19 protein-coding genes and 2 pseudogenes are annotated in these 24,489 nt (G+C 69.3%); 13 read left to right on the top strand and 8 right to left on the bottom strand.

From position 1 onward, the window contains the following. Positions 1–222 precede the first annotated feature (222 nt). The 4 genes from OG928_RS29800 (at position 223) to OG928_RS29785 (ending at position 3,840) form a co-directional block, all read left to right on the top strand. Positions 223–1,278 carry an Acg family FMN-binding oxidoreductase gene (locus OG928_RS29800; RefSeq protein WP_406289434.1) on the top strand — a complete coding sequence of 352 codons (1,056 nt, stop codon included), beginning with the start codon at positions 223–225 and terminating at the stop codon, positions 1,276–1,278. Positions 1,279–1,662: 384 nt separating this feature from the next. After that, positions 1,663–1,944 (top strand): hypothetical protein, encoded by a 282-nt coding sequence (locus OG928_RS29795; protein WP_406291288.1) that lies wholly within the window; start codon positions 1,663–1,665, stop codon positions 1,942–1,944. Continuing rightward, the gene (locus OG928_RS29790; protein WP_406289431.1) at positions 1,941–2,849 is read left to right on the top strand and encodes a universal stress protein; all 909 of its coding nucleotides are present in this window, start codon (positions 1,941–1,943) and stop codon (positions 2,847–2,849) included. The genes OG928_RS29795 and OG928_RS29790 overlap by 4 nt, the downstream gene beginning before the upstream one ends. A 73-nt stretch (positions 2,850–2,922) precedes the next feature. After that, the gene (locus OG928_RS29785) at positions 2,923–3,840 is read left to right on the top strand and encodes a universal stress protein (protein ID WP_406289429.1); all 918 of its coding nucleotides are present in this window, start codon (positions 2,923–2,925) and stop codon (positions 3,838–3,840) included. Positions 3,841–4,563: 723 nt separating this feature from the next. Here the strand turns inward: OG928_RS29785 and OG928_RS29780 are convergent. The 3 genes from OG928_RS29780 to OG928_RS29770 are packed head-to-tail and all read right to left on the bottom strand — an operon-like array spanning position 4,564 to position 10,192. Further along, positions 4,564–5,325, bottom strand: coding sequence for a hypothetical protein (locus OG928_RS29780; protein WP_406289427.1), 762 nt, complete (start codon positions 5,323–5,325; stop codon positions 4,564–4,566). Position 5,326: 1 nt separating this feature from the next. After that, positions 5,327–9,739: a DUF6531 domain-containing protein gene (locus OG928_RS29775; RefSeq protein WP_406289425.1), complete on the bottom strand. Its 4,413-nt coding sequence runs from the start codon at positions 9,737–9,739 to the stop codon at positions 5,327–5,329. An 18-nt stretch (positions 9,740–9,757) separates the two neighbouring features. Then, positions 9,758–10,192 carry a hypothetical protein gene (locus OG928_RS29770; protein WP_406289424.1) on the bottom strand — a complete coding sequence of 145 codons (435 nt, stop codon included), beginning with the start codon at positions 10,190–10,192 and terminating at the stop codon, positions 9,758–9,760. A 386-nt stretch (positions 10,193–10,578) separates the two neighbouring features. Here OG928_RS29770 and OG928_RS29765 point away from each other — a divergent pair, with 386 nt between their 5' ends. The 4 genes and pseudogenes from OG928_RS29765 (at position 10,579) to OG928_RS29750 (ending at position 13,552) form a co-directional block, all read left to right on the top strand. Then, positions 10,579–10,683, top strand: coding sequence for a hypothetical protein (locus tag OG928_RS29765; RefSeq protein ID WP_406289422.1), 105 nt, complete (start codon positions 10,579–10,581; stop codon positions 10,681–10,683). An 11-nt stretch (positions 10,684–10,694) separates the two neighbouring features. Further along, positions 10,695–10,760, top strand: a pseudogene (locus OG928_RS29760) (hypothetical protein); the annotation flags it as partial. A 282-nt stretch (positions 10,761–11,042) separates the two neighbouring features. Further along, positions 11,043–11,651: a hypothetical protein gene (locus tag OG928_RS29755; protein ID WP_406291340.1), complete on the top strand. Its 609-nt coding sequence runs from the start codon at positions 11,043–11,045 to the stop codon at positions 11,649–11,651. Positions 11,652–12,151: 500 nt separating this feature from the next. Beyond that, a complete protein-coding gene (locus OG928_RS29750; RefSeq protein ID WP_406289420.1) occupies positions 12,152–13,552 on the top strand; it encodes a serine/threonine-protein kinase in 1,401 nt (466 codons plus the stop codon). Between the two features lie 47 nt (positions 13,553–13,599). Here OG928_RS29750 and OG928_RS29745 read toward each other — a convergent pair. Beyond that, a pseudogene (locus OG928_RS29745) lies at positions 13,600–14,283 on the bottom strand (replication initiator). 129 nt (positions 14,284–14,412) lie between these two features. Here OG928_RS29745 and OG928_RS29740 point away from each other — a divergent pair. Both OG928_RS29740 and OG928_RS29735 read left to right on the top strand, forming a co-directional pair. After that, positions 14,413–15,036: a hypothetical protein gene (locus OG928_RS29740; RefSeq protein WP_406289418.1), complete on the top strand. Its 624-nt coding sequence runs from the start codon at positions 14,413–14,415 to the stop codon at positions 15,034–15,036. 360 nt (positions 15,037–15,396) lie between these two features. Then, entirely contained in the window at positions 15,397–17,490 is a 2,094-nt protein-coding gene (locus OG928_RS29735; RefSeq protein WP_406289416.1) for a SpoIIE family protein phosphatase, read from the top strand. Positions 17,491–17,610: 120 nt separating this feature from the next. On the opposite strand, the gene OG928_RS29730 is transcribed toward OG928_RS29735, so the two are convergent. Both OG928_RS29730 and OG928_RS29725 read right to left on the bottom strand, forming a co-directional pair. Next, positions 17,611–17,778 (bottom strand): hypothetical protein, encoded by a 168-nt coding sequence (locus OG928_RS29730; RefSeq protein ID WP_406289413.1) that lies wholly within the window; start codon positions 17,776–17,778, stop codon positions 17,611–17,613. Positions 17,779–17,808: 30 nt separating this feature from the next. Then, positions 17,809–18,165, bottom strand: coding sequence for a PRC-barrel domain-containing protein (locus tag OG928_RS29725; RefSeq protein WP_406289411.1), 357 nt, complete (start codon positions 18,163–18,165; stop codon positions 17,809–17,811). A gap of 699 nt (positions 18,166–18,864) precedes the next feature. On the opposite strand from OG928_RS29725, the gene OG928_RS29720 reads away from it, so the two are divergent. From OG928_RS29720 to OG928_RS29710, 3 genes are all read left to right on the top strand, one after another. Beyond that, a complete protein-coding gene (locus tag OG928_RS29720) occupies positions 18,865–19,209 on the top strand; it encodes a hypothetical protein (protein WP_406289409.1) in 345 nt (114 codons plus the stop codon). Continuing rightward, positions 19,206–20,816, top strand: coding sequence for a flavin monoamine oxidase family protein (locus OG928_RS29715; RefSeq protein ID WP_406289407.1), 1,611 nt, complete (start codon positions 19,206–19,208; stop codon positions 20,814–20,816). The genes OG928_RS29720 and OG928_RS29715 overlap by 4 nt, the downstream gene beginning before the upstream one ends. 664 nt (positions 20,817–21,480) lie before the next feature. Beyond that, complete coding sequence (locus OG928_RS29710; RefSeq protein ID WP_406289406.1) at positions 21,481–22,140, top strand: DUF4389 domain-containing protein; 660 nt, start codon at positions 21,481–21,483, stop codon at positions 22,138–22,140. Between the two features lie 233 nt (positions 22,141–22,373). Here OG928_RS29710 and OG928_RS29705 read toward each other — a convergent pair whose 3' ends face one another. Both OG928_RS29705 and OG928_RS29700 read right to left on the bottom strand, forming a co-directional pair. Then, the gene (locus OG928_RS29705) at positions 22,374–22,862 is read right to left on the bottom strand and encodes an SRPBCC family protein (protein ID WP_406289403.1); all 489 of its coding nucleotides are present in this window, start codon (positions 22,860–22,862) and stop codon (positions 22,374–22,376) included. A 612-nt stretch (positions 22,863–23,474) separates the two neighbouring features. Then, the gene (locus OG928_RS29700) at positions 23,475–24,119 is read right to left on the bottom strand and encodes a cutinase family protein (protein WP_406289402.1); all 645 of its coding nucleotides are present in this window, start codon (positions 24,117–24,119) and stop codon (positions 23,475–23,477) included. Between the last annotated feature and the right edge of the window lie 370 nt (positions 24,120–24,489).

Here is a 24,489-nt window from a genome sequence, read left to right as displayed (position 1 = left end):
GGAGACCCGAGACTGATCACATCCGGCGTCGGCCCCGATCGGGCCGCGCGAGCCATCGGCAGGAGCCGAGATGAGCGATCGTACATCCGTGCATGCGACGGCCGCCGTTTCCGCCCCGAAGGCGCGGCCCGACGGCTACCACCGCGACAGCGTCCCCTCCTCCCCCCGACCCACCCGTCCTCCGTATTCGGCCGCATCGATGGGCCGTAGGGAGAGATCGACATGACCAACGCATCGCTGAATCCCGCCGACCTGCGGTATCTGGCCGCCGCAGGTGGTGCGGCACCCTCGCTCCACAACAGCCAGCCGTGGTTCTTCCGACCCACGATCGACGGCCGGGGAATCGCGGTGTACACCGACAGGACACGTGCGGTCCCGCTCACCGACCCCGACGGCAGGGCCATGTACATCTCCGTGGGCGCGGTCGTGTTCAACCTGCGCGTCGCCGCCGTACGGCTGGGCCGGGACCCCTTGCTGACACTGCTGCCGCACGACGCCGATCCGCTGCCGGCTGCCGTGCTCGACCTGAGTCGATTCGCCCAGACCTCACATCCGTACGGCCCGGACCTGTACCCGGCGATCGCCGGACGGCACTCCAGTCGCCTGCCGTTCGCCAACCGCGACGTCCCGGAGCGCATCGTCGGTGAACTCATCGCCGCCGCCGACGCGGAGGGCGTGGTGCTGGCCGTGCTGGAGGAGGCCGACGCGCGCCGTGTCCTGAACCTGACGGCCGAGGCCGAACGACGAACAGCCGCGGACCTCGCGCGGCAGGCGGAGACACGCGAGTGGCTGCGCCTGGAGGAACCCGCGGCCGACGGCATCCCCCGCGAGGCCCTGGGCCCCCAGGACCACGACGCCCGGGTACCGGTCCGCGCCTTCACCGGACACCCGCCCACGCCTCCCGCCTCGACACAGCGCTTCGAGGCGCTACCCCAGGTGGCAACCCTCACCACCCACTTCGATCGCCCGGAGGACTGGCTGCGCGCAGGCCAGGCCATGGAGCGGGCATGGTTGTTGGCGACCGTCCACGGCCTGCGCGTGTCGGTCCTGCACCAGGCCGTGGAATGGCCCGACACCCGCGCGAACCTGCGTGATCCGCAGACCGGTCCCGGCCACGTCCAGATGGTGCTGCGGATGGGATACGGGCCTCCGGGAGCCCCCACCCCTCGCCGCCCTGTGACGGAGACACTCCAGCCGGCCGCCCCCGGGGCCGACACGACGACCACCGACGGAGCAGGCGCGGGGACCGGACCGCCCGTCGCGACGACTCGGCGGTGAGGATTCGACCGGAATCCGGCCGGCCGAGACGCTCGCTGGCTGGCTGGCTGGACCGAGAAGTACCCCCAACGTGCCCGTCCACCGAGAGGTCGGCGTCGGACATCCCGTGCGGACGTTGGTCAAGGCCGCGGAGCACGCGCTGTGTCCGGTCGTCGTACCCACCGCCCCGGAAACGGATTAGTCCACGCCGGACTGACGGCCGGTCGTTCGTTTCAGCCTCGGCTCCCATGCGCGCGGGGGACGACGGCGACGGGGCAGGGGCGCGTGGCGCCGTACGGGCTCGGGTAGAGCTCCGCCGGCAGAGCTGCCCCGCTCGTCGCCCAGGGCCGTTCGCCTCCGTCCTGGCTCCCGAGGCACGAGGGCAATTCGTATCCCTCGCCGGGGCTGAACCTGATCCACGCGCACCTGAACCGGGTGATCCGCGAACGCGGCACACACGCCCTGCACATCACGGGTCCCGGGCACGGCGCCCCGTTCGCGCTCGCCGGGTCGCCAAGGCGCGTCCGCGCCACCCGCCGCCGGCCTCCCGCCGATCACCGGAGCGAGACAGGGCCGACCGGTCCCCCGCCCGGGTCGAACGGCCCTGTCCGAGCCACACCGGCAACGAGCAGTGTTCGTAGCACAGGCCGACAGGCGATCGGCCTCGAAAGAAGGAGTCGACCGTGACCGCGCACGAGGAAACAACGCCGATCGTCGTGGGAGTCGAACACACCGACGCGGGTCGACTGGCCGTGGTCTGGGCGGCCGACGAGGCGGCCCGCCGGGGCCTGCCGCTGCGCCTGGTGCACGCGCTCGACTGGCCGGTCGGCGCCGACCGCGACCCCGAGGTGAACCCGCACCGGCAGACCTGGAGCGGACGGTTCCGCGACGCCGGCGTCCGCGCGCTCGACGATGCCCGTGACCTCGTCGCGGCCCGCCACCCCCGGCTGACCACGGACACGGTCCTGGCCGACGGAACGCCCGTGGCGGCCCTGCGCGAGCACTCGCGGGACGCGGCGATGGTCGTACTCGGCTCGCGCCGACTGTCCGCGGCGACCGAGTTGCTGACCACCGGCGGCATCGCGGTACCGATCACCGCGCACGCGACGTGCCCGGTCGTCATCGTCCGTGAACCCGAGCACACGAGCAGCGAGCCTCCGACCATCGTGGTCGCGGTGGACGGAGCACGGCGCTCCGAGCCGGCCGTGGAGTACGCCTTCGACGAGGCCGCCCGCCGCGGCGCCACGATCGTGGCCGTCAACGTCCGCCAACTCTCCGGCGGACTGCTCGCCGGGCTGCGGATGCGCGAGGAGATGCAGGAGGGCAGACTCCGGCTCGCCGAGACCCTCGCCGGTTGGACCGAGAAGTACCCGACCGTGCCGGTGCGCCGCGAGGTCGCTGCCGGACACCCGGTCGAGGTCCTGCGCGAGGCCGCCGAGCACGCCCTGTGCCTGGTCGTCGGCACCCGCGGTCGAGGCGGCTTCACGGGCCTGCTGCTGGGCTCGGTCAGCCAAGGGCTGATCCATCACGCCCACTGCCCGCTCGTGATCGTCCCGACCCCGCACGACGAGGGATCTGCCGACCACGACTGAGCGCACGCCTGCCCGGGCACCCGAAGCACGGGCCGGCGTCCGGCCGTCGATCACCGTCCGAAAGGGATTCGCCATGAACCAGGCATCGACCTCCACCGGATCGCCCTCCCATCCGTCTCCGGTTCGCGGGCACGTCGTCGTCGGATGCGACGGCTCGCCCGGCGCCGAACGCGCCGTGGACCTGGCCGCGGACGAAGCCGTGCGCCGACACACCACCCTCGAAGTACTGCACGCGCTGGAATGGGTCGAAGTCAGCGGCGCCAACGACCGCTTCGGTCAACAACTGCGCGAGAACGCCCGCGCCATCGTCGACCGGGGCGTCGCCCGCGCCCGCGCCCGCCACGGCGACCTGCAGGTGCTCGCCACGGTCGAACTCGCCAACGCCATCGACGCGCTGGAGGCCGCGAGCGATCGCGCCGCGCTCCTGGTCGTCGGCAGTCGAGGGATGGGCGGCTTCGCCGGCCTCCTGATGGGGTCGGTCAGCCTCCCCGTCTCGGCGACTGCCCGGTGCCCTCTCCTGGTCGTCCACCCCGACCACGACACCGCCGCCGACCGCACCCCGAAGTCGGTCGTGATCGGCGTCTCCGAAGACGACTGCGCCCCCGCCGTGGAGGCCGCGTTCGCCCAGGCCCAGGCCCGACACCTGCCCCTGCGCGCCATCCACGCGTGGCGCTACCCCGCGATGATGGCCGGCGGCATCGGCTATGCCCCGGCCGCGTGGGTCATGGACGACTGGCGGACCGCGGCACAGACCACCTTGACCACCGCGCTCAAGCCGCTCCGCGAGAGGTACCCGTACGTCACCGTCACCGAGGACGTCGTCCTCGACACTCCCGCACACGCCCTGATCACCGCGAGCGCCGAGGCCGACCTGGTCGTGCTCGCCGCCCACCGCAACACCGGTCGCTTCGGCCCCAACCTCGGCCGCGTCACCCATACGGTGCTCCACCACGCGCAGTCCCCAATCCTCCTCGTCCCGGTCCACGGCTGACCCAGGAAGAACCGAAAAAGCGGCTATCGGCCCGAGCAGCCGAGGCAGCCACAGGATCGCCCGCAGGTGGGTGGTCGGTGACCAGGTCCGTTGGCCAAGATCACGGGCATTTCCTGGCCCGGTCTGCCGGATTGGCGACTCCGGCAACGAACGGCGACACCGAATCAGAACCGTCGAGCCTCCGAACGGCCACGATGCCGGCGTCGGCTACACGCTGACAGATCGCATGACTGCCGCACCTGTCTGGCTTGGGGACCGTGGGGACCACACGCCATGCACAGAAACACACGAATCCGATCGAAATGCACACCCAAGCATTGGGAGCCAAGGGGCCGCAGGTTCAAATCCTGTCGTCCTTACCATTGTTTACGCAGGCCGGAAGCCGTCTTCTCAGAAACGAGATGGCGGCCTTTTCCGCGTTTCGGGCGTCGTGGTCGCAGTGTGGTCACACGACCGCCGCTCCGCCCCGAACCCCATCATCGAACCGCCCGCGACCGCAGCGGTGTAGAGCGGTTTGAACAGGTCGCGAAGCCGGGCCGGGTGGTCGCGATGATGCGGTCGCAACCGATTCGCCGGGCGGCTCGTTGCGCCGTCTCCATCCGCACCGGCGAGAGGTTCCTCGATGGCGTCCACGGCGACACCCGGCGCCGGCACGTTTCCCGGCGACCCGTACCGAGAGGGCTGCCGCCCCGAAGTTCGCCCGGCGGCGACTCCTCGGGCCGTCTACACATACGCGAACGCCCCGCCCAGCGCGAAGGCGCGACGAATGTTCGCATTCCCGTCGAATTCCGTCGCCGCTCCGGCGGTCAGTCCCTCGGCGACGGCGTCGAGGACCCGTGCTTCGCCGAAGACTGCGAACCCGGAATACGGATGACCATTCAAAGAGACAATCGGCGCCATGCCGAACTCGACCACCAGATTCACGTATGCGCCCACGATCTCGGCGCGCGCCTGCTCCAGCGTGCGCGTGTTCTCGACGTCGAAGCTGAGCCGATAGTGGGATTCCATGAGCCCGGCCGCGAGGGGCCACAGATCGGGCTTCGAGTATTCGGGCACGGCCAGCGCGGCAGCGATCCCGGATGATCGCCCGAAGTCCATCGGACGAAGCGTGGGGAATTGCGCAGCGGGAGACCCGGTACAGCTTGTCGAGAACTCCATGGCGCGGCGCGCGGGAATCGAGTGGAGCGCGACGCGGGACGACCGCCGCAGCCCTGCGGATGTGGTTTCCTCTGCACCGTCGAGGTCGGCGACCAGTCGGCCCTTCCAGATGCAAAGTCCGAAACCCGCACTTTCGGCGCCGACCGAGAACCTCTCCCAGAATTCGCCGTCCCGGTTCCTGTCGCACGCGAGCCACAGTGCTCCGACATCCGCACGGACTCCCGCGATCCCCCACTCGGCCGCCGTAGCCGCCGCGCTGCCCGCGCTGCCCGGGTTTCGCTGGAAGGCACCCCAGGCACAGCTCTCCCACAGCGTCCCGTCGACCACGTTACGGCCTCCCCTGGTTTCCATAGGTGGAATTCATGTCTCCATAGAATATATGCTCCCCGTTGGGGCCGTGGTAATGCGGGAGTGACCATTGCCCGTCCTCGTCGAAAAGATGTCCGTTGGCGTGGTGGTGGAACTCCACCAGGTTCCCTGAATCATCCAGGGCTCGGATCACTTCCCACGGCTCTCCTCGGGGCCCCGGCAGGTTCGGATTGTTTCCCCAGGTCGGAATGCGTTCGACGGTGGACACGTCGGACACTCCGAATCTGCGCAGTACTTCGTCGAAGGCATCGCTTTCCGACGGGAACAAGGCGTCGCCGCGGCCCGGTTTCACTTCGATGTGGTTTTCCGGACCTCCCACTTCACACGCCGCCAGGCCGAGCGGGTCACTCCAGGTCAGCGGGTTCGCGACATATCTGCGTTCATGCGGCGCGGGGGTCAGCCCGAGTGGGTCGGGGCTGATGTAGGTCGAATCTTCGGGAGAGTAGTAGCGAAAGTAGTTGTAACGCAGGCCCGATTCTGTGTCGCGATACTGTCCGGCGAATCCGATCGGGCAGTACTCCCGGCCCTCCTCGGAGGGAGCGGCGCCGGGTGAGCCCCAGATCGATTCCTGTGCCCGCCAGACCGCACTGCCGGTCTCGTCGACGAGTTCGGTGGGCGTGCCCACGGGGTCCGTGACGATCACGAAGGAGCGCTCCGCGATGCCGCCTGCTGCTTCGCCGGATATGGATTGCGCGGTGGGAAACCCCGTGACCGGGTGGTAGTCCCACGAGGTGTCCACGGCGTCGACACGCTGCTCCACGATCCGTGTCCGGTCCCACACGAACACTGTCGTCGAGCACACGTCCGTGTCGTGCGTCAGCCGGTGCTTGGCGACACGACGGCCCAAGGGGTCGTAGATGTACCGCCATTGCGTGCCGTCGGGGGCCGTGACGTCCGTCAGTCGGTCGTCGGCGTCCCATCGGTAGACCCAGGAATACCCCTTGCCCGAGAGGGTTTTACGCGATCGACCGACCAGGCGGCCCTGATCGTCGTGGACGTATCGCATGCGACCGCTTCGGCGGATCAAAGAACCGCAGACCTCGCGGCTTCCTTGCGAGTCCGGCTCATCCGTCGGCCATCGACCGAATGTCTGATTGCCCGCGATGTCGTAGGCGTAACGCTCGTTCCAGTCCCCGCCTCGGACGGCAGTGATCCGCCCGACCGGGTCCATGTCGAAGGCCGTGCTCCCCGTGTGGCTGTCGTGGATCGCGGCGATGTGGCCGTCGGCACGGTATTCGTATGAACGGCGGTGCGCCGTACGGGGAGCGAGGTTCGGCTCGAGCGCCGCCTGAAGGGTCGACTGAGTCGCACCGACCGTCGTGACCTGAGCGGCGAGTTGGCTCCGAAGGTTCCATTCCCGCGTAAATCGCACGTCCTCGCCGAAGCGTCGGTCGACCTCGCGACCCATGCCGTCGTGCGTAAAGTCGAGATCGAGTCCGGCACTTCGCAACGAGGTGGGTCTCCCCGCGAGATCATAGGTCCACTCGCTCACTCGCCCCGAGGGGAACCCACGCCACACCCGCCGTCCCACCGCGTCGAATTCGGTCGTCAAGGTGCGCCCATTGGTCGACTCCGCCGTTATCCGACCGACCGGATCGCGGGTCAGCACCAGATCGACGTCGGGGTTCGTCGCACGCACCAGGCGGCCGGCGTCGTCGTAGGCGAACGTCGTTTCCCTGCCGGTCTCCTCGTGGCGTTGCGCGAGGACGCGACCCTGGAGGTCGCGGACGTAGGAAACCGGCTCGGCCGCGCCGTTGCTGCGCAGCGCCAGTTGTCCGGCGGGATCGTAGCGGTAGGTGAGCTCGCGTCCGTTGAAGTCCGTCTCGGCAATGAGGCGCCCCAGAGGGTCGTACTCGTACGACCAGGTGCGTCCTTGCGGGTTCACGACCTCGACCAGGTGCAATTCGCTGTCGTAGGCGAACTCGTAACGGGCGCCGTCGGGTTCGGTCCGCGAGGCCGGAAGATCGAAGTGGGTCACGGTGTACCTCGTGAGTCCGGCCATCGGGTCGCGGTACTCGACCGGATTGCCCTCGCCGTCCCACGTCCAGGCTCGGCTGCTGCCATCCGGAAGCAGCTGTTGGATCGGCCTGCCCTCGACGCTCCAACGCCTGACGGTCACCGCACCGTCGGGTGTGATGGTCCTGACGATGCGGCCCAGCGCATCGCGTTCGTATCTGGTGACCGCCCCCGACGGATCGACGGTTTCCACCGGCAGACCTGCGGCGTCCCGGACCACCTCGGTCGTCCCGCCCAGCGCGTCCACGACGGTGTTCACGTTCCCGCGCTCGTCGACGGTATAGCTCGTGACACCGCCCGCCGGATCAGCTGCCGTCAGCGGCCGTCCCTCGGGCGAATACGTGTAGGACCACGTGGTGTCGTCGGAGCCCAAGAACCGGATCGGCAGACACAGTGCGTCGTACTCGGCGGTGGTCCTCTTCCCGTCCGGAAGCACTCGCTCCACGACGTTGCCCATGTGGTCGTACGCGTAACACGTCCGTCGCCCCAGTTGGTCGGTGAAGGAACGGAGTTGGTGTCGCCGGTCCCACGTCCTGCGGACCGTGTGGTCGAGCGGGTCGGTGATGCGTACGACCTGGAACGCCTCGTTGTACTCGAACTCCGTCGTATGGCCGAGGGAGTTGGTGTACCGGGTCGTGCGACGTGCGTCGTCGTAGTGGAACGAGGCATCCAGGATGCCTTGGGGACCCCGGGTCCTGACGCAGCGTCCGGCGTCGTCGTACAGGTAGTGGTAGGCCGTGCCGTTGCGGTCGCTCCACGACGTCATCCGGTGTTCGTCGTCGTAGGTGAAACAGTGAGGGTCGCCCGACGAATCGATCACCCCTGACAGGTCACCCGTGCCGTTGTAGGTGAAGCGGGCAAGGACCAACTCGTCGCCCGGGGAAACCGCGTGCGTCTTGGGATGGGCGTCGAGCAGGCGCAGTCCGACGATGCGGTCGGCCTCCGTGTCGACCGCGATGTGATAACCACCGCTGTGGCGGACACCGATCAGGGTGCCGTAATCGTCGTAGTCGACCGCGATTGCGTTGCCGTTGCGATCGACCACGGATTCCAGGACGAAGCGCGTCGAGTCCGGATGGATGGCCCGGAAGGTGAGGGCGGAGCCGAGTCGGGGTTGCGCGATGACGATCACGCCGTCGGGTTCGGCATCTCGGGCCATCGGCCACCGGGAGCCGGTGTAGGGGAGAATCGGCCGTCCCGGCTCGGATAACGGGTACCGCAGGATCACGCCGTCAGCAGCGTGGAACACCGCTTCGGACGCTTCGAGTTCGACGTGCTGGTCCAGCGTGGACGCCCAGGACCTGCCGAAGAGGCGGCCTGCGCGATACGTCGATCCGTGCCTTCGCGTGAGCAGGAGGGGCAGCACTCCAGGCAGGTGCACGTCGGTCGCGCTCAGGGACACCTCGCCGGTGACGGGGTCGACCGGATCGCTGCACGATTCGCGGGTGTCGCAGGGACGCCCCTTCTTGGTGATGTCCACCGGGTCGGGGGTTTTGGGCAGGTCCGGTTCCAGGAGCTTGGCGCCCTTGCCTGCTCCCCCCGTCAACAACGACAGCGTGAGGTCGGGCACGGCCAAGCCGAGCGCCCTGGCGGGATTCTTGCGCCACTCGTCCCAGTCGACGAAGTCCTTCGCGAAGCCCGCCGGATCGGTGACCACCCGTTGGAAGCCGCCGGCTATCCGCTGGAGATCGGTGAAGTAGCCGACCGGATCCGCGTACGCGCGGCCCGGATTGAGCATTTGCGCGGTGTCCATCAGGCCCGTCACGCCGTCCTTGACGCCGCCGCCGAAGCTGGTGAGCGCGGTGGTGATCGGGTCGCCGCCGGAGGGCGCGGCCTGGATGCCCCTGTCGATGCGCTCCGTGAAATCGTGCTGCGCGTCCTTGAGCCGGCCACGGATCCGTCCGAGTTCGTCCTCGGCGTCTCGCAGCCGCTCCTTGCCCAGGTCCTTGTCCGGGGGTGAGAGGCCCACGGCACCGTCGCGGACCGCATCCCGTTCGAGCTGCCACTGCGCCGACCAGGCCCGCGCCGCGTTCGCCTCGGGAATCACCCGCTGCGCGACATCCGCCTGGGCCTGCCGTAACGCCCCCGCGTACCCGCGTAACGCGTCGGCGGCATCGGTGAAGTGGCGAACCGCCTTGTCCAGGGTCTTGGGCAGATCGACCATCTGCTCGACGAAACCCTCGGCCGCGGGACCGCCCCACTCCTCAATCCTGGCCAGCGGTCCCATCCGGCCGGACGCGTCCGCGGACGAGGCGGAGTAGGAAGCCAGCGCGTCGGCCAGCGTCTCCAGGACGCTCACGTCACCCGGTATCAGTTCCGTGGCGACCGGGCATTCGGGAATGTGGTTCTTGCCCATGGGAGACCGTCCCTGTTCCTATTTCGGCGCCGGCGGCTCGGTTGCGGCGGGTGGTGTCGCCGGCGGGTTCGGCGCGAGCGGGTTCTGTGGACCGGTGGGGCCGGCGTCCCGGGAAATCCGCTCGACCGCCCCGACCGGCACGGGCACCAGACCTTGCTGCGCCTGCAACTCCGCCAACTCGTAGTTGGCCACGACCTGTTGGAGCGCCGCGGCAATGGCCGAGCCTTGTTTCACCACCACACCCATGGCGTGGCCCCAGTCGTGGACGAAGCGCCGTACCCCGTTCGTCACCGGGTCGGACCCGCACCGCTCGACGCCCGCCGCGATCTGGCCGTCGTCCTTCCAGATGCGATCCGCCACCTGAAGCGTCGCGATCAATGGGTCCACCGTCTTGCGCAAGTGCTCCACGGTGACCTCGAACCCGCCGCCACCGTCCGGTACCGCCTCGACCATGAAAGCCGCCCCCCGAGTCGCCTCGAACACAGATCCGACGACCCTAGCCGACGTGTTGGACACACCCCGTGATCATCGGGATGTGAATCCGGCCGAGCAGCACGTTCCGGGCTCGGCGCGCATGCGTACCTGCGCCCGTGGTGCTGCTCCGCGACGCCAAGCGGGCGAAGCGGAGGCAATGAGCAGGTCCCAGGCTCTCCCGCTATGCCGATGTCCTGCTGGGAGTGATCTCCAGCAATCAGCTGCGGATCGAACCTGTCTCCCGCCGCAACGAGGTCCTCGGCCTAATCGCCGGTGGCCTGCACGACTTATCCATCTCCCGCTCCCAAAGCCGGACCTGCGGCTGAGGCATCCCCGTTCCCGGGGACCCCGACCAGGTCGTCTACGTGTGGTGGGACGCACTCGGCAACTACGTGACCAGCCTGGGCTACGGCACTTCCGATCGGCCTTCGACCAGTGGTGGACACACAGCGGCAAACGGATTCACCTGACGGGCAAGGGCGTGCTCCGATTCCACGCCGTCTACTGGCCGGCGATGCTGCTGTCGGCGGGACTCCGGGTGCCCACCGACATCCTGGTCCACGAGTACCTCACCGTCGACGGCCGCAAGATCAGCAAATCCAGCAGTGCACTGCGGTCGACGGCATCCTTCCCCCGGCAACCCCGTTGTTCCACGGATCGGAAGCTGACCGATTGGAGCGCCGGTGGTCCGCCCAGGGATCACCGCCTGGGCGGACTCGGCCGCTCCGACCACCACCGCCGGGCTCCGAGTCGGCTGAACCCGGGACCGCACGGGCAGCTCGTTGGCGAACACACGAATCCGCGGCGGCCCGGGCGGCAGGATGAGGTCATGAATGACATGGAATCCACGTTTGCCGGTGCCGGCTTGGCGATTCCGCCCGTTCCCGATGCGCTGCGGAACCAACTCGCCCCGCGTGACCGGTGGTTGTTCGCCACACGAGGCATGCGGGCGTTCGACATGTACATGTTCGAGCGGTATCCGATCGAGGCGGTCGCCGAGGCGGTGCCCGACTACTTCGCGGTCTCGCACGCGGGACACGGCGTCAACTCGTACGCGTTGAACTACCACTTGGTGTACGGGCCGCTCGCGTTGTTCGTCCAACTGCCCTGGGGCGGGGTGTATATGGATGGCCGACGCTGCGCCGTCGACATCGGGCGCGCGTTCACGGCGGCGGCCGAGTTGATCCGGGCCGCCGACGCCGTGCGCGACACCCTCGACGTCGGGTCGACCCATCGCCTGATCGTGGTACTGAGTGCCTTACGGGGTGGAGTCGGCGCGGCATGGTTGGACGCACCCTTGGGCGAACCGGGCGCTGCGGTACGTTGGTTGGGTGAGGTCGTCCGGTCGGACGCGGACACGTTCGACGACCTGCCGGCCTTGGACGAGGCGGTCCGATTGCTGCGCGCGGGGCCGGGTCGACGCGACTCGGCTCGGTGATCCGCGTGGGCGAGTGGCCGAAAGGGCCGGCCGGCTTTCGCGTGGTATCCAGGCCAGGCGCAGCGGCCTATACAGCTCATCGGTAGTTGGCTGCCCTAATCTGAGCAGGCCACCACAGCCGACTTCAAGAGGCCTGGTAGCAACATCTACGCGGGGCGGAGCGAAGGCACCACCGGCGGGGAAATCCAGCAGGTCTCGCTTGGCCGGAGGGGAAATACTCGACGCCCGCGAGGAGTTCGACGTCCCCAAGGGAGACGCGCAGCCGCGGCCGGACGCTCGCCGGGACACGATAGTCGCCGACATCATCCACTCGTCCCCGGCAAAGTCGCACGAGTGCCGTGCCGCCATGACCTGCTCGCTGGTGAGCCACGCGCGGGAATGCAGTTGGTCGATCACCACGCCGGCCTGGAGATCACCGCGCTCGCGGTCTGCGCTGCCGGAGCGGTAAAGCGTAGCCTGGCCGCACGGCACGGGCGTGTCGGCGTCGACGGGGGTGACGTGTGGAACGAGGCGAGACGATCGCGGGCCGGTACGAGCTGGTCGGGCGGCTCGGCCGCGGCGGGATGGGCGAGGTGTGGGCGGCACGCGACCGCAACTTGCGCCGCGACGTGGCGGTCAAGCTGCTCGTCCTCGACGACGGGACGTTCCCGGACCTGCCCAAACGCTTCGAACGCGAGGCGGTCGCCGCAGCCCGGATCAACCACCCGAACGTCGTCGCCCTGTACGACCGCGGCACGCACGAGAACATCCTGTTCCTCGTCATGGAAAAGGTCGACGGCGCCACACTCACCCGAATCATCCAGGACGCAGACCCGATCGACCCCGGCCGCGCGCTGACGATCGCCGACGGGATCTGCGCGGCACTCGTCGCCGCGCACCAGGCCGGTGTCGTGCACTACGACATCAAGCCGCACAACGTGATGCTCACACCGCACGGGCGGGTCAAGGTCGTCGACTTCGGGATCGCCGGGTTCGTCCAGACGGCGTTCTCCCTCGCGGGAACGTCCCAGTTGGCTCCCGCCGGCACCGCGGAGTACGGCGCGCCGGAACAATTCCTCACCGAGCGCGGCGACGAGCGCTCGGACCTGTACGCGCTCGGCTCGGTGCTCTTCGCCATGCTCACCGGCCGTCCCCCATTCACCGGTCACAACGGCCTGGCGATCATGCGGCGCAAGCTGGACGAGGACGCGCCTCGACTCGGCACGATCCGCCCGGACCTGCCTCCCACCCTGACGGCACTGGTCGCCGCGCTCCTGGATCGCGACCCCGCACGGCGGCCCGAGTCCGCCCGGCACGTCCGCGAACGCCTCCGGCGCCTGGGGGCACATCACCCCGAGGTCGACGAAGTGTTCGACTACGCCGCCACCACGGTCACGAAGCCGCCATCGCGTACGACGACGGTGGCGACGCGCTCCGGGCGTGAAGACGATCCGTTGGCCATGTCCTGGCCGGTTCGCGAGATGTTCGGCCCCGCCCAGGTCTTGCCCCGCAGGGCGGCGGTGCTGCTCGGCCTCGTGGAAGAACCGGACCTGAATCGGTTCGGCTGGGACCTGTACGTGGGCCCGGAACACATCGCGGCGACCGACGCCGATGGCCACCAGGAGTTCCCTTGGCACGAGATCCGGCGCGTCACGATCGTTCCCATCCGGTACGGGCGGACGAGATTCCACGCCATCCACCTCCGGCTCGCGGACGCTGCCAGGCGCCCCCGGAAGATACGGCTGGCGGGCTTCCGGCGACCTCCGACACTGACCTTCGCCGTGGGTGGCGACGAGCGGCACCCGTTCTGCGCCATCGGGCCGACGACGTACGAGAGGTGGGTCGCGCTGACGGACGCCATCGCCGGATACGCCGGTCAACGCTGGGTCCCTCCCCGGCACGACTTCGACTCCCTCGGGTAACCCCCCGCGTGTCGAAACGCCGGGCTGGTGCTCGCCCCAGCGCAGGGTCAGGAACGGCCGGACGTCGCGCGGCGGACGGGGACGGGGACGGAGACCGAGTGGGCCGCGCGTTGGAAGGTGTCGGCGAGGAAATCGGCGGTCAGCATGGGCGGGGGCGGTATCGGGTCGCCCGCGTCGTCGATCGCGTCCAGCCGTAGGACCGCGTGGAAGTGGGCCGGGCCGCGTCGCTGGTACTCCGCCGCCTTGGCGTACGAGAACCGGTAGTGCCGCCGGAACTACTGCTCTTTCAGGGCGAGTTGCTTGGCGATGGCGCGTCGGGTGGCGACGGTGGCGCGGTGCCGCAGGTTGGACGCGTGGGCGTTGAAGAGCGCCGCCGCCCGGTAGTCGTAGCAGCCCGGGCACAGGGGTTGGCCGAGGGCGGGGGCGTGGGCGTCGGAGTTGTGTCGCGCGGTGCATGACTGTGCCCGGCCGTGGGGGCAGCGGGGCGCCGGCGGCTCTCCGGCTGCTCGAACCCGATCCGCCTGGTCTGCACCGCCCCCACCGTGGACGGCATCCGCACCAGGTCGTGTGCCAGTGCGGCGCGGAGTCTCCGCGGCTCGACGCGGCGATTGTCGGTGGGGACCGTCCGGTCCGGCGAAGTGGCCGGAGGCGCCGCCTGGTTCGTTGACACGCGTCGTGGTGCCCGGGTGAGTGGGTGAGGCTTGCGCGGATTGCGGGCGGGCATCATGCAGGGCAAGCGGCTGACATCACGGGGGACGGCCATGCGGTTTCGCCGGTTCAGGAGATGGTCACCAGGTGCGTCGCTGCCCGGCCGTTCCGTCGGGCGGTGGGTCGCCGTCGCCCTCGGGCTGGGCGTGCTCGTGGTCGCGCTCGTCGGTGCGGCCGATCCGTACCGGCAGACCCGGGAGTTCCGCGCGACTGTCAAGTGCGAGCGAGGCGACGACTGTTTCGGCAGCGAGGCGGGCTCGATTGCCGGCCGACGCACGTACACGACGACGTCAACCGACTCCGAGGGCTACACGACCACGACCACGCACTACGAGGTCACCTGGCAACGGGCCGACGGTTCCCGACAGGGCCGCGAAGTGTCGGGGAACTTCTACAGGAAGGCGCAGGAGGGAGAACCGGTCACGCTGCGGCTGTGGCGGGACGAAGTCGTCGGCGTGGAGGTGATGGGTACAGCGGAGTGGTTCCTGCCGAAGTCCGCCACCATGCTCGTCTTTTGGCTCTATCTGGCCTACTTCGGCCTCGGCGTTCTGCTGTGGGGAATGCTGTTCGGTTGGTGGGACGGATTCTTCATGCTCTGCTTTCGCACCGTGAGCTGGATGTTCACAAGCGCCGTGCCGGTACAGATCGCGACGGACGCCTTGGCCTACGGCCTGAACACCGAGTCTGCTCCCATCGGGGCGATCGTATTCGGTGTCTTCTTCACCGGGATCGCCGCCGGGATGGTGTTCAGCACGCTCCGCCATTCATGGCGGTGACCGACAACCGCCGCCGATCGCCGCGAAAAGCACAAGCCCGTCGCGAAGCCGGATGACGCCACGGCCACTACACCTCCCTGTTGTGACGCCTCCCTGTTGTGACGCGCCGCCCAGGGAACGCGCCACCGCGAGTCCAGCCGTCTGCAGCGCTGCGCCGTACGCCCGGGCCCTGCCGAAGGCGGCCCAACGGGCGCGGCGCGGGCCGAGCCCTACATGGGTGGATGCCGGTCCACCCCACGGCTCAAGCGTTGCCGGGCCGCGGCCCGGATCGTGGGGTACCGGTTCGGGGTGCAGCATGGAAGGGAGGTGCTCAACCGGAGCGCGGGCCGAGCGGCTCCGACCAGGAGGGAGCCTTCGAGGATGGATGCACACCAGCCGGTCCCAGAGGAGGAGCGGGGCCATCGGGCGGTGCCGTCGCCGCCGGGAGGACTGCTCGACCTGCTCAACGTGGCCGCAATCGTGCTGGACCAGCACGGAAGGATCGTGTTCTGGAGCCCGCAGGCCGACGAGGTGTTCGGCTACACGGCCCAGGAAGCTCTGGGGCAGCACGCGACTCACGTGCTGGTCCACGAGGAACACGCGGACCTGGTGGTCAAGCTGTTCGCCGAGGTGATGAGCACCGGCGCGAGTTGGGCCGGCGCATTCCCGATCCGGCACAAGGACGGCAGCACGCGCCTGGTGGAGTTCCGCAACATGCGGCTGCTGGACGACCTCGGTGACGTCTACGCCCTGGGCATCGCCGCCGACCAGACGACGCTGCGACGTGTGGAGACGGACTTGGCCCTGACGGACCGACTGGTGTCGCAGGCTCCCATCGGCATCGCCTTGCTGGACAACGACCTGCGATACCTGCTGGTCAACCCGGCTCTCGAACGCATCAACGGCATCGCGGCCGCCGACCACATCGGCCGCCACCCCCGCGACATCCTGCCATCCCTCGACATCGACACCATCGAGTCCGCGCTGCTCCAGGTACAGCTCACGGGCACACCTCTGACCGACCAGTACATCGTCGGCCGTACCCCGGCCGACGCGGACCACGATCACGCGTGGTCGATGTCCTATTACCGGCTCGAAGGCCCCAGCGGGCGGGTGATCGGTGTGGCCATCTCGGTCGTCGACGTCAGCGAACGCCACCGGGCAGCGACCGAGGCGGACCGGGCCCGGCGCCGCCTGGCGGTGATCGCCGACGCCTCGGCCCGCGTCGGAACCACCTTGGAGGTGGACCAGACCGCCCAGGAATTGGCCGAGGTCGCCGTGCCCGGTCTGGCCGACGTGGCCGCGGTCGACGTCCTCGACGCCGTCTTGGCGTTCCGGCGCACCGCCCCCTCGCACGCCCCGGGCCCGGAGCTGTTCCGCGCGCTCGCCGTGGCCGCCGCGTATCCGACGCCTGCCACCGCCGCCCTGAAGGCCGGGGACCTTGCCGCCTACGGCGCGGACCGTCTGATCACCCAGTGCGTCCACTCCGGGCAACCTGTCGTCGTCGGGAACGTCGGGGCCGAGGACCTGCAGCGGATCGCCCGCGACGCCGCCGGCGCGGCCGCGTTCGCCCGCGCAGGCGTGCACTCCTACCTGGCCGTGCCGCTGATCGCCCGCAACGAGGTCATCGGCGCATTCGATCTCCTGCGCGCGCGCAACCCGCTCCCGTTCGACGAGGACGACGTGCTCCTGGCCGGGGAACTGGCGGCCCGCGCCGCCGTCGCCATCGACAACGCCCGCTGGCACCAGAGCGTGCGCAACGCCGCCGAGACTCTCCAACGCAGCCTCCTGCCGGGCCGCCCGCCTCAGCTCATCGGCCTGGACGTCGCCTCCCGATATCAGCCCGCCCAGGCAACCAGCGAGGTCGGAGGCGACTGGTACGACATCATCCCCTTGGCCGGCGACAAGACCGCCCTGGTGATAGGCGACGTCATGGGCAACGGCATCGACGCCGCCGCCACCATGGGCCGGCTGCGCACCGCCACATGCGCCTTCGCCGACCTCGACCTGGCCCCCGACGAGGTCCTGCGGCACCTCGACAAGATCACCCAGGGACTCGAGCACTACATCGCCACCTGCATCTACGCGGTCTACGACCCCCACGACCACCACTGCCGCATAGCCAACGCCGGGCACCTCCCGCCCGTCCTCGCCGCAACCGGACGCAAACCGGAACTACTCGACTTGCCCACCGGTGCGCCCCTCGGCGTCGGCGGCGTCCCCTTCCACACCACCGCCTTCGATCTGAAACCGGGCGACCGGCTCGTCCTCTACACCGACGGCCTCGTCGAAACCCGCCACCACTCCATCGACGAGCGCCTGAACACGTTGGTGCGCACCCTGGACGGGCCACGCCGGCCACTGGAAGAAACCTGCCGGTGGCTCCTGCACTCCCTGCGGCACCCCGACGACCACGACGACGTCGCCCTCCTCATCGCCGAAGCCACTTCCACGCGCGCCCAGCACGCCACATGACCCGATCAACGGGAACGGGATGTGTCCAAAAGAAGCTGACACGCCTCGCGCCTCGCGCCTTCGCGACCGGAGACGGTGATCTCGGCGATCACGTCGCCGCGCCCGGTGCGTCCGGATCGGTCAGCGAACGGGGCGCCGGCCGGAGCGGCGCAAGCGCACCACGAGGTGGACCAGCGCGGCGACGAAAACCACGATGCCGATGATCAGCAGGTAGCCGAGTCCGTCGGCGACGGCGCCGATGATGCCGAGCACGATCGCGACGACGACCAAGGCGAGGAAGACAGTCACGGCGGGCGCCTCCCGGGTCGGTGCGGGGGTTCAGCGGCGGGCGAGCTGTCGTTCGCCGTGGGCCCCGGGGGAGTAGGCGATGTCGTAGTGGTGGAAGACGGCCTCCTCGTCCTGGGCGGGCAGCACGTCGTCGGTGCCGATGGCCGGGCTCTTCTTCACCAGGGCCTTGTCATAGGCGACCTTGACGTAGCCGGGCCCCACGACCGCGCCGTCCAAGGGGACGAAGACCAGTCGGTGCCGGGTCGGCAGCCCGACCTGGACAGTGGCCATGGCCGGTTCGTCGGTGCTCGTGTCCACGTAGACCGCCTCGAGCGTGCCAATCCTGTGGCCACCGGGGTCGACGACGTCGTGGGTGCGCCACTCGCGGATGTCCGCCGCCTCGATCATCCCCGACTCCCTCCGTACGGCCGGGCCCCTGTGACCTGTGCACCATTCCAGCTTGCCCCCGTCCGATCGCCTGCACCAACCGGCCCCGCGGGACACCCCGCGTCGGCGTGACCTGGAGCGCGGTCCCGTGCCCGCGCCGAGGCGGGGCGGGGCGGGGCGAAATCCCCGCACGCGTCTCCCCTGTGCGACCGCCCCTTCGTTCGCCGGTGACGTGCGGGCACGGCGAGGGGCGGCGGTGACGAACGGGTCACCGAGGGGCTGACCGCCGCCGGCTACACCGCAGCATCCCTGGACGCCCCCCCGCGGGCGACGACGGTCCCGCCCGCGCGTTCAACGCCCAGTCCTCGTTCGCGGACCCCGGCTTCGGCATGGTCGAGAACCGGCACGTCCTGGGGCCCACCCTCGCGGCCCTGCCCGAAGCGCGGCCGCGAGGGCGTTCTGCCGGGAGGACGCGGAGAGCTTGCCGACGATCGGGGAGGCGGTGGCGTGCCAGATCCCGCTCAGTACGCTCCCCTGACTTCTGCACCGGATACGAACTCGACACTCGCATCCTTGCAGCTCAGCGACACCTGTCTGCTGTCACGGCGTCAACTCGTCCAATGACGCTGAATGGCCGGGGCGGGCCAGGCATCGCGGGAGACCCGAGTGAACAGTGCGGTCCCGGTGCTACTTTCCGATCATGCTTCGGGCGGAGGATTGATGGAGAGCACCACCAAGAATCGGCAGCCAGTCGAGGCGCTTCGCGCGATGGTCGCCCGCGCCTACGGCCCGGACCAGGTGTGCGACGCGGGCGAGGACTGGGTCAGCGAACTGAGCGACGGCTGCTTCAACGTGGCCTATCGGATCCGGCTGCGATCCGGCGCGCAGGTCGTCCTCAAGATAGCGCCGCCGCCGGACGTCGAGGTCATGACCTACGAACGCGGCGCCATGGCAACCGAACTGGCGGCGCTGCGGCTGATCCGGGAGCACACGAAGGTTCCAGTGCCGGCGGTCGACTTCGTCGATCAGAGCCATGAGCTGTGCGAGCCGACTACTTCTTCATGACGTACGTCGATGCGGACAACCTCAACGCCGTCAGGGACACTCTGCCCCGGTCCGAGATCAACGCGTACGACGAGGCCGAGGAGCGCGAAGCCGAGAACCGCGGTCTGAGCCGCCGTCAACTCTTCAGTGTCGCAGGCATGTTGGGGGCGGCAGCGGTCCTGGGCGGCTCGCCGGCCGCGGCTTCGACCGCACCTCGGGTCGTGATTGTCGGCGCGGGCCTCGCAGGACTGCGCTGCGCGCACCGACTCTGGAGGCGACCCACTCCGATCGCCGCCACGGTGTACGAGGCCGACACCACCCACATCGGCGGCCGCTGCTGGTCACTGCGCAACTATTTCGCCGGCGGGCAAGTCCACGAGCACGGTGGATCGTTCATCAGCTCCGGAGACACCGCCATCCTCAATCTGGCCCGCGGTCTGGGTCTGAAAAAGGAGTTCGCGAACGGTGGTCAGCTCGACACGGGCGACTACCTCGCGTGGATCAACGGCGGCTTGTACACGGGCCTTGAACAGCAGGAGGACTGGGTCTCGATGGCCTACGACGCCTTCAACGCGTCGTACACGGCCGCCGGATACGCGCGCTACAACCACTACAACCCCGAGGCCTACCGCCTCGACCAACTCTCCTGCCTGGACTACTTCGACGAGATCGGCCTGTCCGCGGACTCCCGCATCGCCCAGCTGATCCAGACCCTCCAACTCCAGGGCGGCGGCGAGCCGTCCGAGGTCTCGGCACTGAACATCATCGGATTCCTCGGCGGGTCGTCCGTCTTCGGGGGCGGCGGCGAGGAAGAACGGAAAAAGGGGAGCGAGGAAGGCGGCTTCGACGAGAAATACCACATCATCGGCGGAAACGACCAGGTCGTCACAGGAATGGCCGCACAACTACCCGCAGGATCCGTCAAGCAGGGGTACGAACTCATCGCGCTGTGCCGGAACTCCAACGGCAGCTACACCTGTACCTTCAACCACGCGGGCCGCATCGTCTCGGTCCCCGCCGACCACGTGGTGCTCGCGCTGCCGTTCAGCATGCTGCGCCGTGTCGACCTGAGCCGCGCGCAGCTGTCCGCACGGAAGTTGACCGCGATCCGTCGCCAGGGCATGGGCCAGAACGCCAAGCTCGTCACGCAGCTCACCAGGAAGACCTGGCCCGCGCGCGGCGGGAACGGCGTCACCAACACGGGCCCGTCGGGTTACCAGACCGCATGGGACGGCTCGGTCCAATCGGGCCCGAACGGTTCGCCGGCGCTGCTGGTCAACTTCCCCGGCGGCAACGTGGCCCGCAACACGCTTACCGGAGCCGCCCACGGCCCCGCCCCCCAGGCCGACGTGCAATGGTTCCTGGCCCAGGTCGAGCAGATCCTCCCCGGCACGAGGGCGGCGTACAACGGCCGCGCGTACGAGGACCACTGGTCCCTGGACCCGTGGCACTACGGCGCGTACCACTACTACAAGCCCGGCCAGTACACCTCGTTCGCCGGCTACGAAGAGATCCAGGAAGGCCGCATCCACTTCGCCGGCGAACACACCATGGGCGACGTCGCCACCCTGAACTCCGCAGTCGTCTCCGGCGAACGCGCCGCCACCGAGATCACCAGCCAAATCTGACCCGGCCGGATCGCCCCGCCGGCTCCCCCTTGGCGACGGGGCCTTCACGGCAACCGCTCCCGTTTGGCGATCCCACGGACACGCGAAGTCACGAACTCGCGCAGGACCGCAATACCCGCGTCGTCGACGGTGACCACGGGCACGCGCGCGTTCCAAGCACTCGACGCCGTCGGGGACGCCGGCCCTCGAGGTCCTCCCTGCGAGGTCCTCGAGGCCCTCGAGACCTTCCGCGACCAGCAGTGGGGTGAACTTCACGAGACTGTGCGTGGCGACTTTGTTGACGATGCAGGGATCGGAAGTGGTCCGATGAGCCGCCGTCCGTGAGCCCTGGAAGGCCAAGTGGTTGCCGGGGCCGTCCGCATGCCCGTGGACCGGAGAGTCATCTCCTGCGCTCTGTGCCACCCCGCAGGATCATGGAAGGGCGGGGGCGCAGGAGGTGACGACCATGCCCAAGGTCTCGAAGGCCGACCGCACACAAAGGCAGGCTGACCTACCGTTTCGCCCACCATGACGAGGTCTACGAGGCCGGCGAGGCCTTCTGCCTGAGGAAGCGATCGGGGGTTCCCGGTCGTCGTGAGTTCGAGGCGGCGGCGCGGGGAGGTTGCGAGAGCCGGCGATCAAGGGGCACGGAGCGTGTCAGCCGTCCCGCCGTCGAGGAGGTCACATGTACGCCGCAACGACCCAGCCCGTCCGACTGGAAGCCAGACTCGAAGCGGAACCGTCCCGCTGGCTGTGGGTGGTGAAGTGGTTCCTGCTGATCCCGCACGCGATCGTGCTGTGCTTCCTGTGGATCGCCTTTCTCGTGGTCAGTATCGTGGCGTTCTTCGCGATCCTGTTCACCACCCGATATCCGCGCCCGCTGTTCGACTTCAACGTCGGTGTCCTGCGTTGGACCTGGCGCGTTTGGTACTACGGCTACGGCGGGCTGGGCACCGATCGCTATCCGCCTTTCGCCCTCTCCGAACACCCCGAGTACCCGGCGCGATTCGACATCGTCTACCCCGAACGCCTTTCGCGCGGGCTGGTGTTGGTCAAGTGGTGGCTGCTGGTCCTTCCGCAGCTCATCCTGGTCGGTATCTTCACCGCCGGTGCGTGGCGTTGGGGCGGGCTCATTCCCGCGCTGGTTCTGTTCGCGGGCGTCGCGTTGCTGTTCACCGGGCGCTATCCCAGGGGCATCTACGCGTTGGTGATCGGCCTCGACCGCTGGGTGCTTCGCGTGGTCGCCTACGAGGCCCTCATGACCGACGCGTACCCGCCGTTCCGACTCGATCCGGGCGGCGCGGAACCGCAACCCGAACCGGGTCCCCACCACCACGACGAGTGAAACGGCGACGTGGTGCGCACGAGGGTGACCGTGGTGCGGTCCGGGCCGTCGTTGGTGGTCGCGTACCAGCGGCCGCCTGCCTTTGGCTCGATGACCAGACCGGTGCGTGCCCCGCCGGGGCCGAGTTGCGTCCAACGCTGCTTCGCAAGTCCCCACGAACCGTAAGCCTTCACTTACCGCGCGTACGAGTCAACGGCCCTGGTGGGCATCAGGGGAACGTGGCCCCCGCGACGTCATGGGGTGGACAGGAGCCGGCTGAGGGCGGCCACCGAGCCGGGGGCCTCCGTCTTCGACAGGCGGTGCTGCCGCAGGCGCGCGAACAGGTGCTTGCGCCAGAACGTCTGCGGGTGCAGCTCCCAGCTCACGGCCAGCCGCGCCCCGCCGGCTTCGGGGGTGACGTGCCAGCGCCAGTCGGCGTAGCTGGGGTTGCCGTCGTCGGTGCGGGAGCGGTACGCGAAGACCCCGCTCTGCGGATGGAGTTCGCGCACCCGGGACCGGCTCGGCCACGACGGCCACCCGGTGGGCTTGACGACCACGACCCACTCGGCCCCCGGCGCCAGCACCGGCGGGGCCTCCAGTACCCGGATGATTGCGGGGTTCCACTCGGGAAGCCGCGCCACGTCGGTGACCAGGGCGAAGACGGCGTCCGCGGGGGCGGGCACGGTCGCACTGAACGTACCCGAGAACCGTGTCTGCTCGGTGTCGCGTGTCAGCCGGCTCATGGCGACTCCTTCCGTCGCACGTGCGGGCCCCGCCGCTCACGGGCGACTCCGTCCGTCGCACGCGAGCCCCACCGCTCACCTCCAGTCTCGCGCGCACCGCAGAAGCCGCCAATGCGACGGCCTCCGCGTCAGCGCCCAGACCGCAGCGCCATGGCGATCCTCGGCCGGGCGCGGATCATGCCGGGCGCGATGGCGTCCGCGAGGGCAGCGAGCGGGAGGACGATGTCGGTCCACGGGTCACGGACCGGCTTGAACACCGCGCCGTCGTCGGTGATCGCCGATCTCGGTCGCGTCCTTGAGGCTGCGGCGGGCAAGGACCCAGTGCTCGACGCCGTCCTCGCGTCACGGCCGGATCGAGGCCCCGGCCCAGTCGTAGACCCGCTCGCCGTGCGCGCCCCGGCCGGCACGACCTGCGTCTCCACGCCTGCGCCGTGGTGTTCGAGTCGATACCTGAGGCGTTGACCTGGCCGTATGCCTCGTCGGCGATCAACCACTCGAAAGGGGCGGATCTGCTGCGTCGAACGACTGCGGGGTCGGCGGCCATCGCGGCATGCCTGGTGGCCGGGCCTCCCGGCGATGCGGAGGCCCGGCGGATGGTGCGGTTGGCGTCGGTCAGATACGTGCCGCGATGAAGTCCGCGGCAGGGACGCTGTGTTCGGGTCGGGAGTAGGACAGGTGGGCGGCCGGGTCGACGCCGCCGCCGCAGGCGGGGTCGCCTGTGGCGCAGTCGTCGAGGGTACGGGCCTGGTAGGTGCCGGTGATCGTGGTCGGCTTGTACAGCGGCATTCCGCGCTGCGGGCTGCCGTAGAGCACGAGGGCTGCGACTCGGGGTTCGATGTTCGCCGGGACGACGGCGACGATGGGCGCGCCGGTGAGGGACCCGAGGCTGCTGACGCCGACGGAGTTGGACACGACGTTGGCGCCCTGCGAGTAGCCGACCGCCGCGAAGATCTGGTTCGGACAGGCGGCGGCCTGGGCTTTGATGTGCCGGACGAGGTCCCAATTGCCGACGGACGCGGACCAGGGCTCAAGGCTGGCGGGGTAGTTCACGCGGTAGTACGAGACCGTTTTGGCGCCGCCGAGGCGGGTGTCCATTGCGGCGACGAGGGCGTCGTAGACGGGGTCGGAGTCGGACGGGCCGAACTGCGTGCCCATGGCGTAGGTTACGTCGATGTCGGCGCACGAGCCGGCGGCGGCCGAGGCCGTGCCGGACGTGACGGTGAGGGGGCCTGCCGCCATCACCGCGGCGGTTGCCACGGCGGCGAGTCTGGCGGCGGTACGGGTTCGTGACATGGGGGGCCTTTCGGTAAGGCGCCGAACGAACCGGCGCATGCCGGTGTACCGGAAACCGGTGATCCAGCGGCCCCTGCACAGGGGTCATCGGCGCATCGGCAGCGCTGCGACCGCACGGCTGAATCGAGTCAGCTTCCGCTGCTTCTTCTACCACCGGGTAACAAAGGCTGCAAGCGAAACCAATCGGGTGGAGCAATGCACACCGGCGGCGACCGCTCTTCGATACCCGCGAACCGACCGCATCGTCCGCGCGCCGCCGACGGGGCATACGGAGCCGGGCCGAACTCGCGGACAGCCGCAACAAATCCCTCGAGGGGCACTCCGACCAGCGGAT

It is taken from the genome of Embleya sp. NBC_00896 (assembly GCF_045207785.1).
GTDB lineage: Bacteria > Actinomycetota > Actinomycetes > Streptomycetales > Streptomycetaceae > Embleya.
The sequence above is the reverse complement of the archived record's forward strand: the minus strand, read 5'-3'. Positions and strand labels throughout refer to the sequence as shown.

Excerpts from the sequence above, each read along its gene's own strand:
- OG928_RS29800 (WP_406289434.1), top strand. The coding sequence starts at position 223 with ATGACCAACGCATCGCTGAATCCCGCCGACCTGCGGTATCTGGCCGCC.
- OG928_RS29785 (WP_406289429.1), top strand. The coding sequence starts at position 2,923 with ATGAACCAGGCATCGACCTCCACCGGATCGCCCTCCCATCCGTCTCCG.
- OG928_RS29775 (WP_406289425.1), bottom strand. The coding sequence starts at position 9,739 with ATGGGCAAGAACCACATTCCCGAATGCCCGGTCGCCACGGAACTGATA.
- OG928_RS29770 (WP_406289424.1), bottom strand. The coding sequence starts at position 10,192 with ATGGTCGAGGCGGTACCGGACGGTGGCGGCGGGTTCGAGGTCACCGTG.
- OG928_RS29755 (WP_406291340.1), top strand. The coding sequence starts at position 11,043 with ATGAATGACATGGAATCCACGTTTGCCGGTGCCGGCTTGGCGATTCCG.
- OG928_RS29735 (WP_406289416.1), top strand. The coding sequence starts at position 15,397 with ATGGATGCACACCAGCCGGTCCCAGAGGAGGAGCGGGGCCATCGGGCG.
- OG928_RS29725 (WP_406289411.1), bottom strand. The coding sequence starts at position 18,165 with ATGATCGAGGCGGCGGACATCCGCGAGTGGCGCACCCACGACGTCGTC.
- OG928_RS29720 (WP_406289409.1), top strand. The coding sequence starts at position 18,865 with ATGGAGAGCACCACCAAGAATCGGCAGCCAGTCGAGGCGCTTCGCGCG.
- OG928_RS29715 (WP_406289407.1), top strand. The coding sequence starts at position 19,206 with ATGACGTACGTCGATGCGGACAACCTCAACGCCGTCAGGGACACTCTG.
- OG928_RS29710 (WP_406289406.1), top strand. The coding sequence starts at position 21,481 with ATGTACGCCGCAACGACCCAGCCCGTCCGACTGGAAGCCAGACTCGAA.
- OG928_RS29705 (WP_406289403.1), bottom strand. The coding sequence starts at position 22,862 with ATGAGCCGGCTGACACGCGACACCGAGCAGACACGGTTCTCGGGTACG.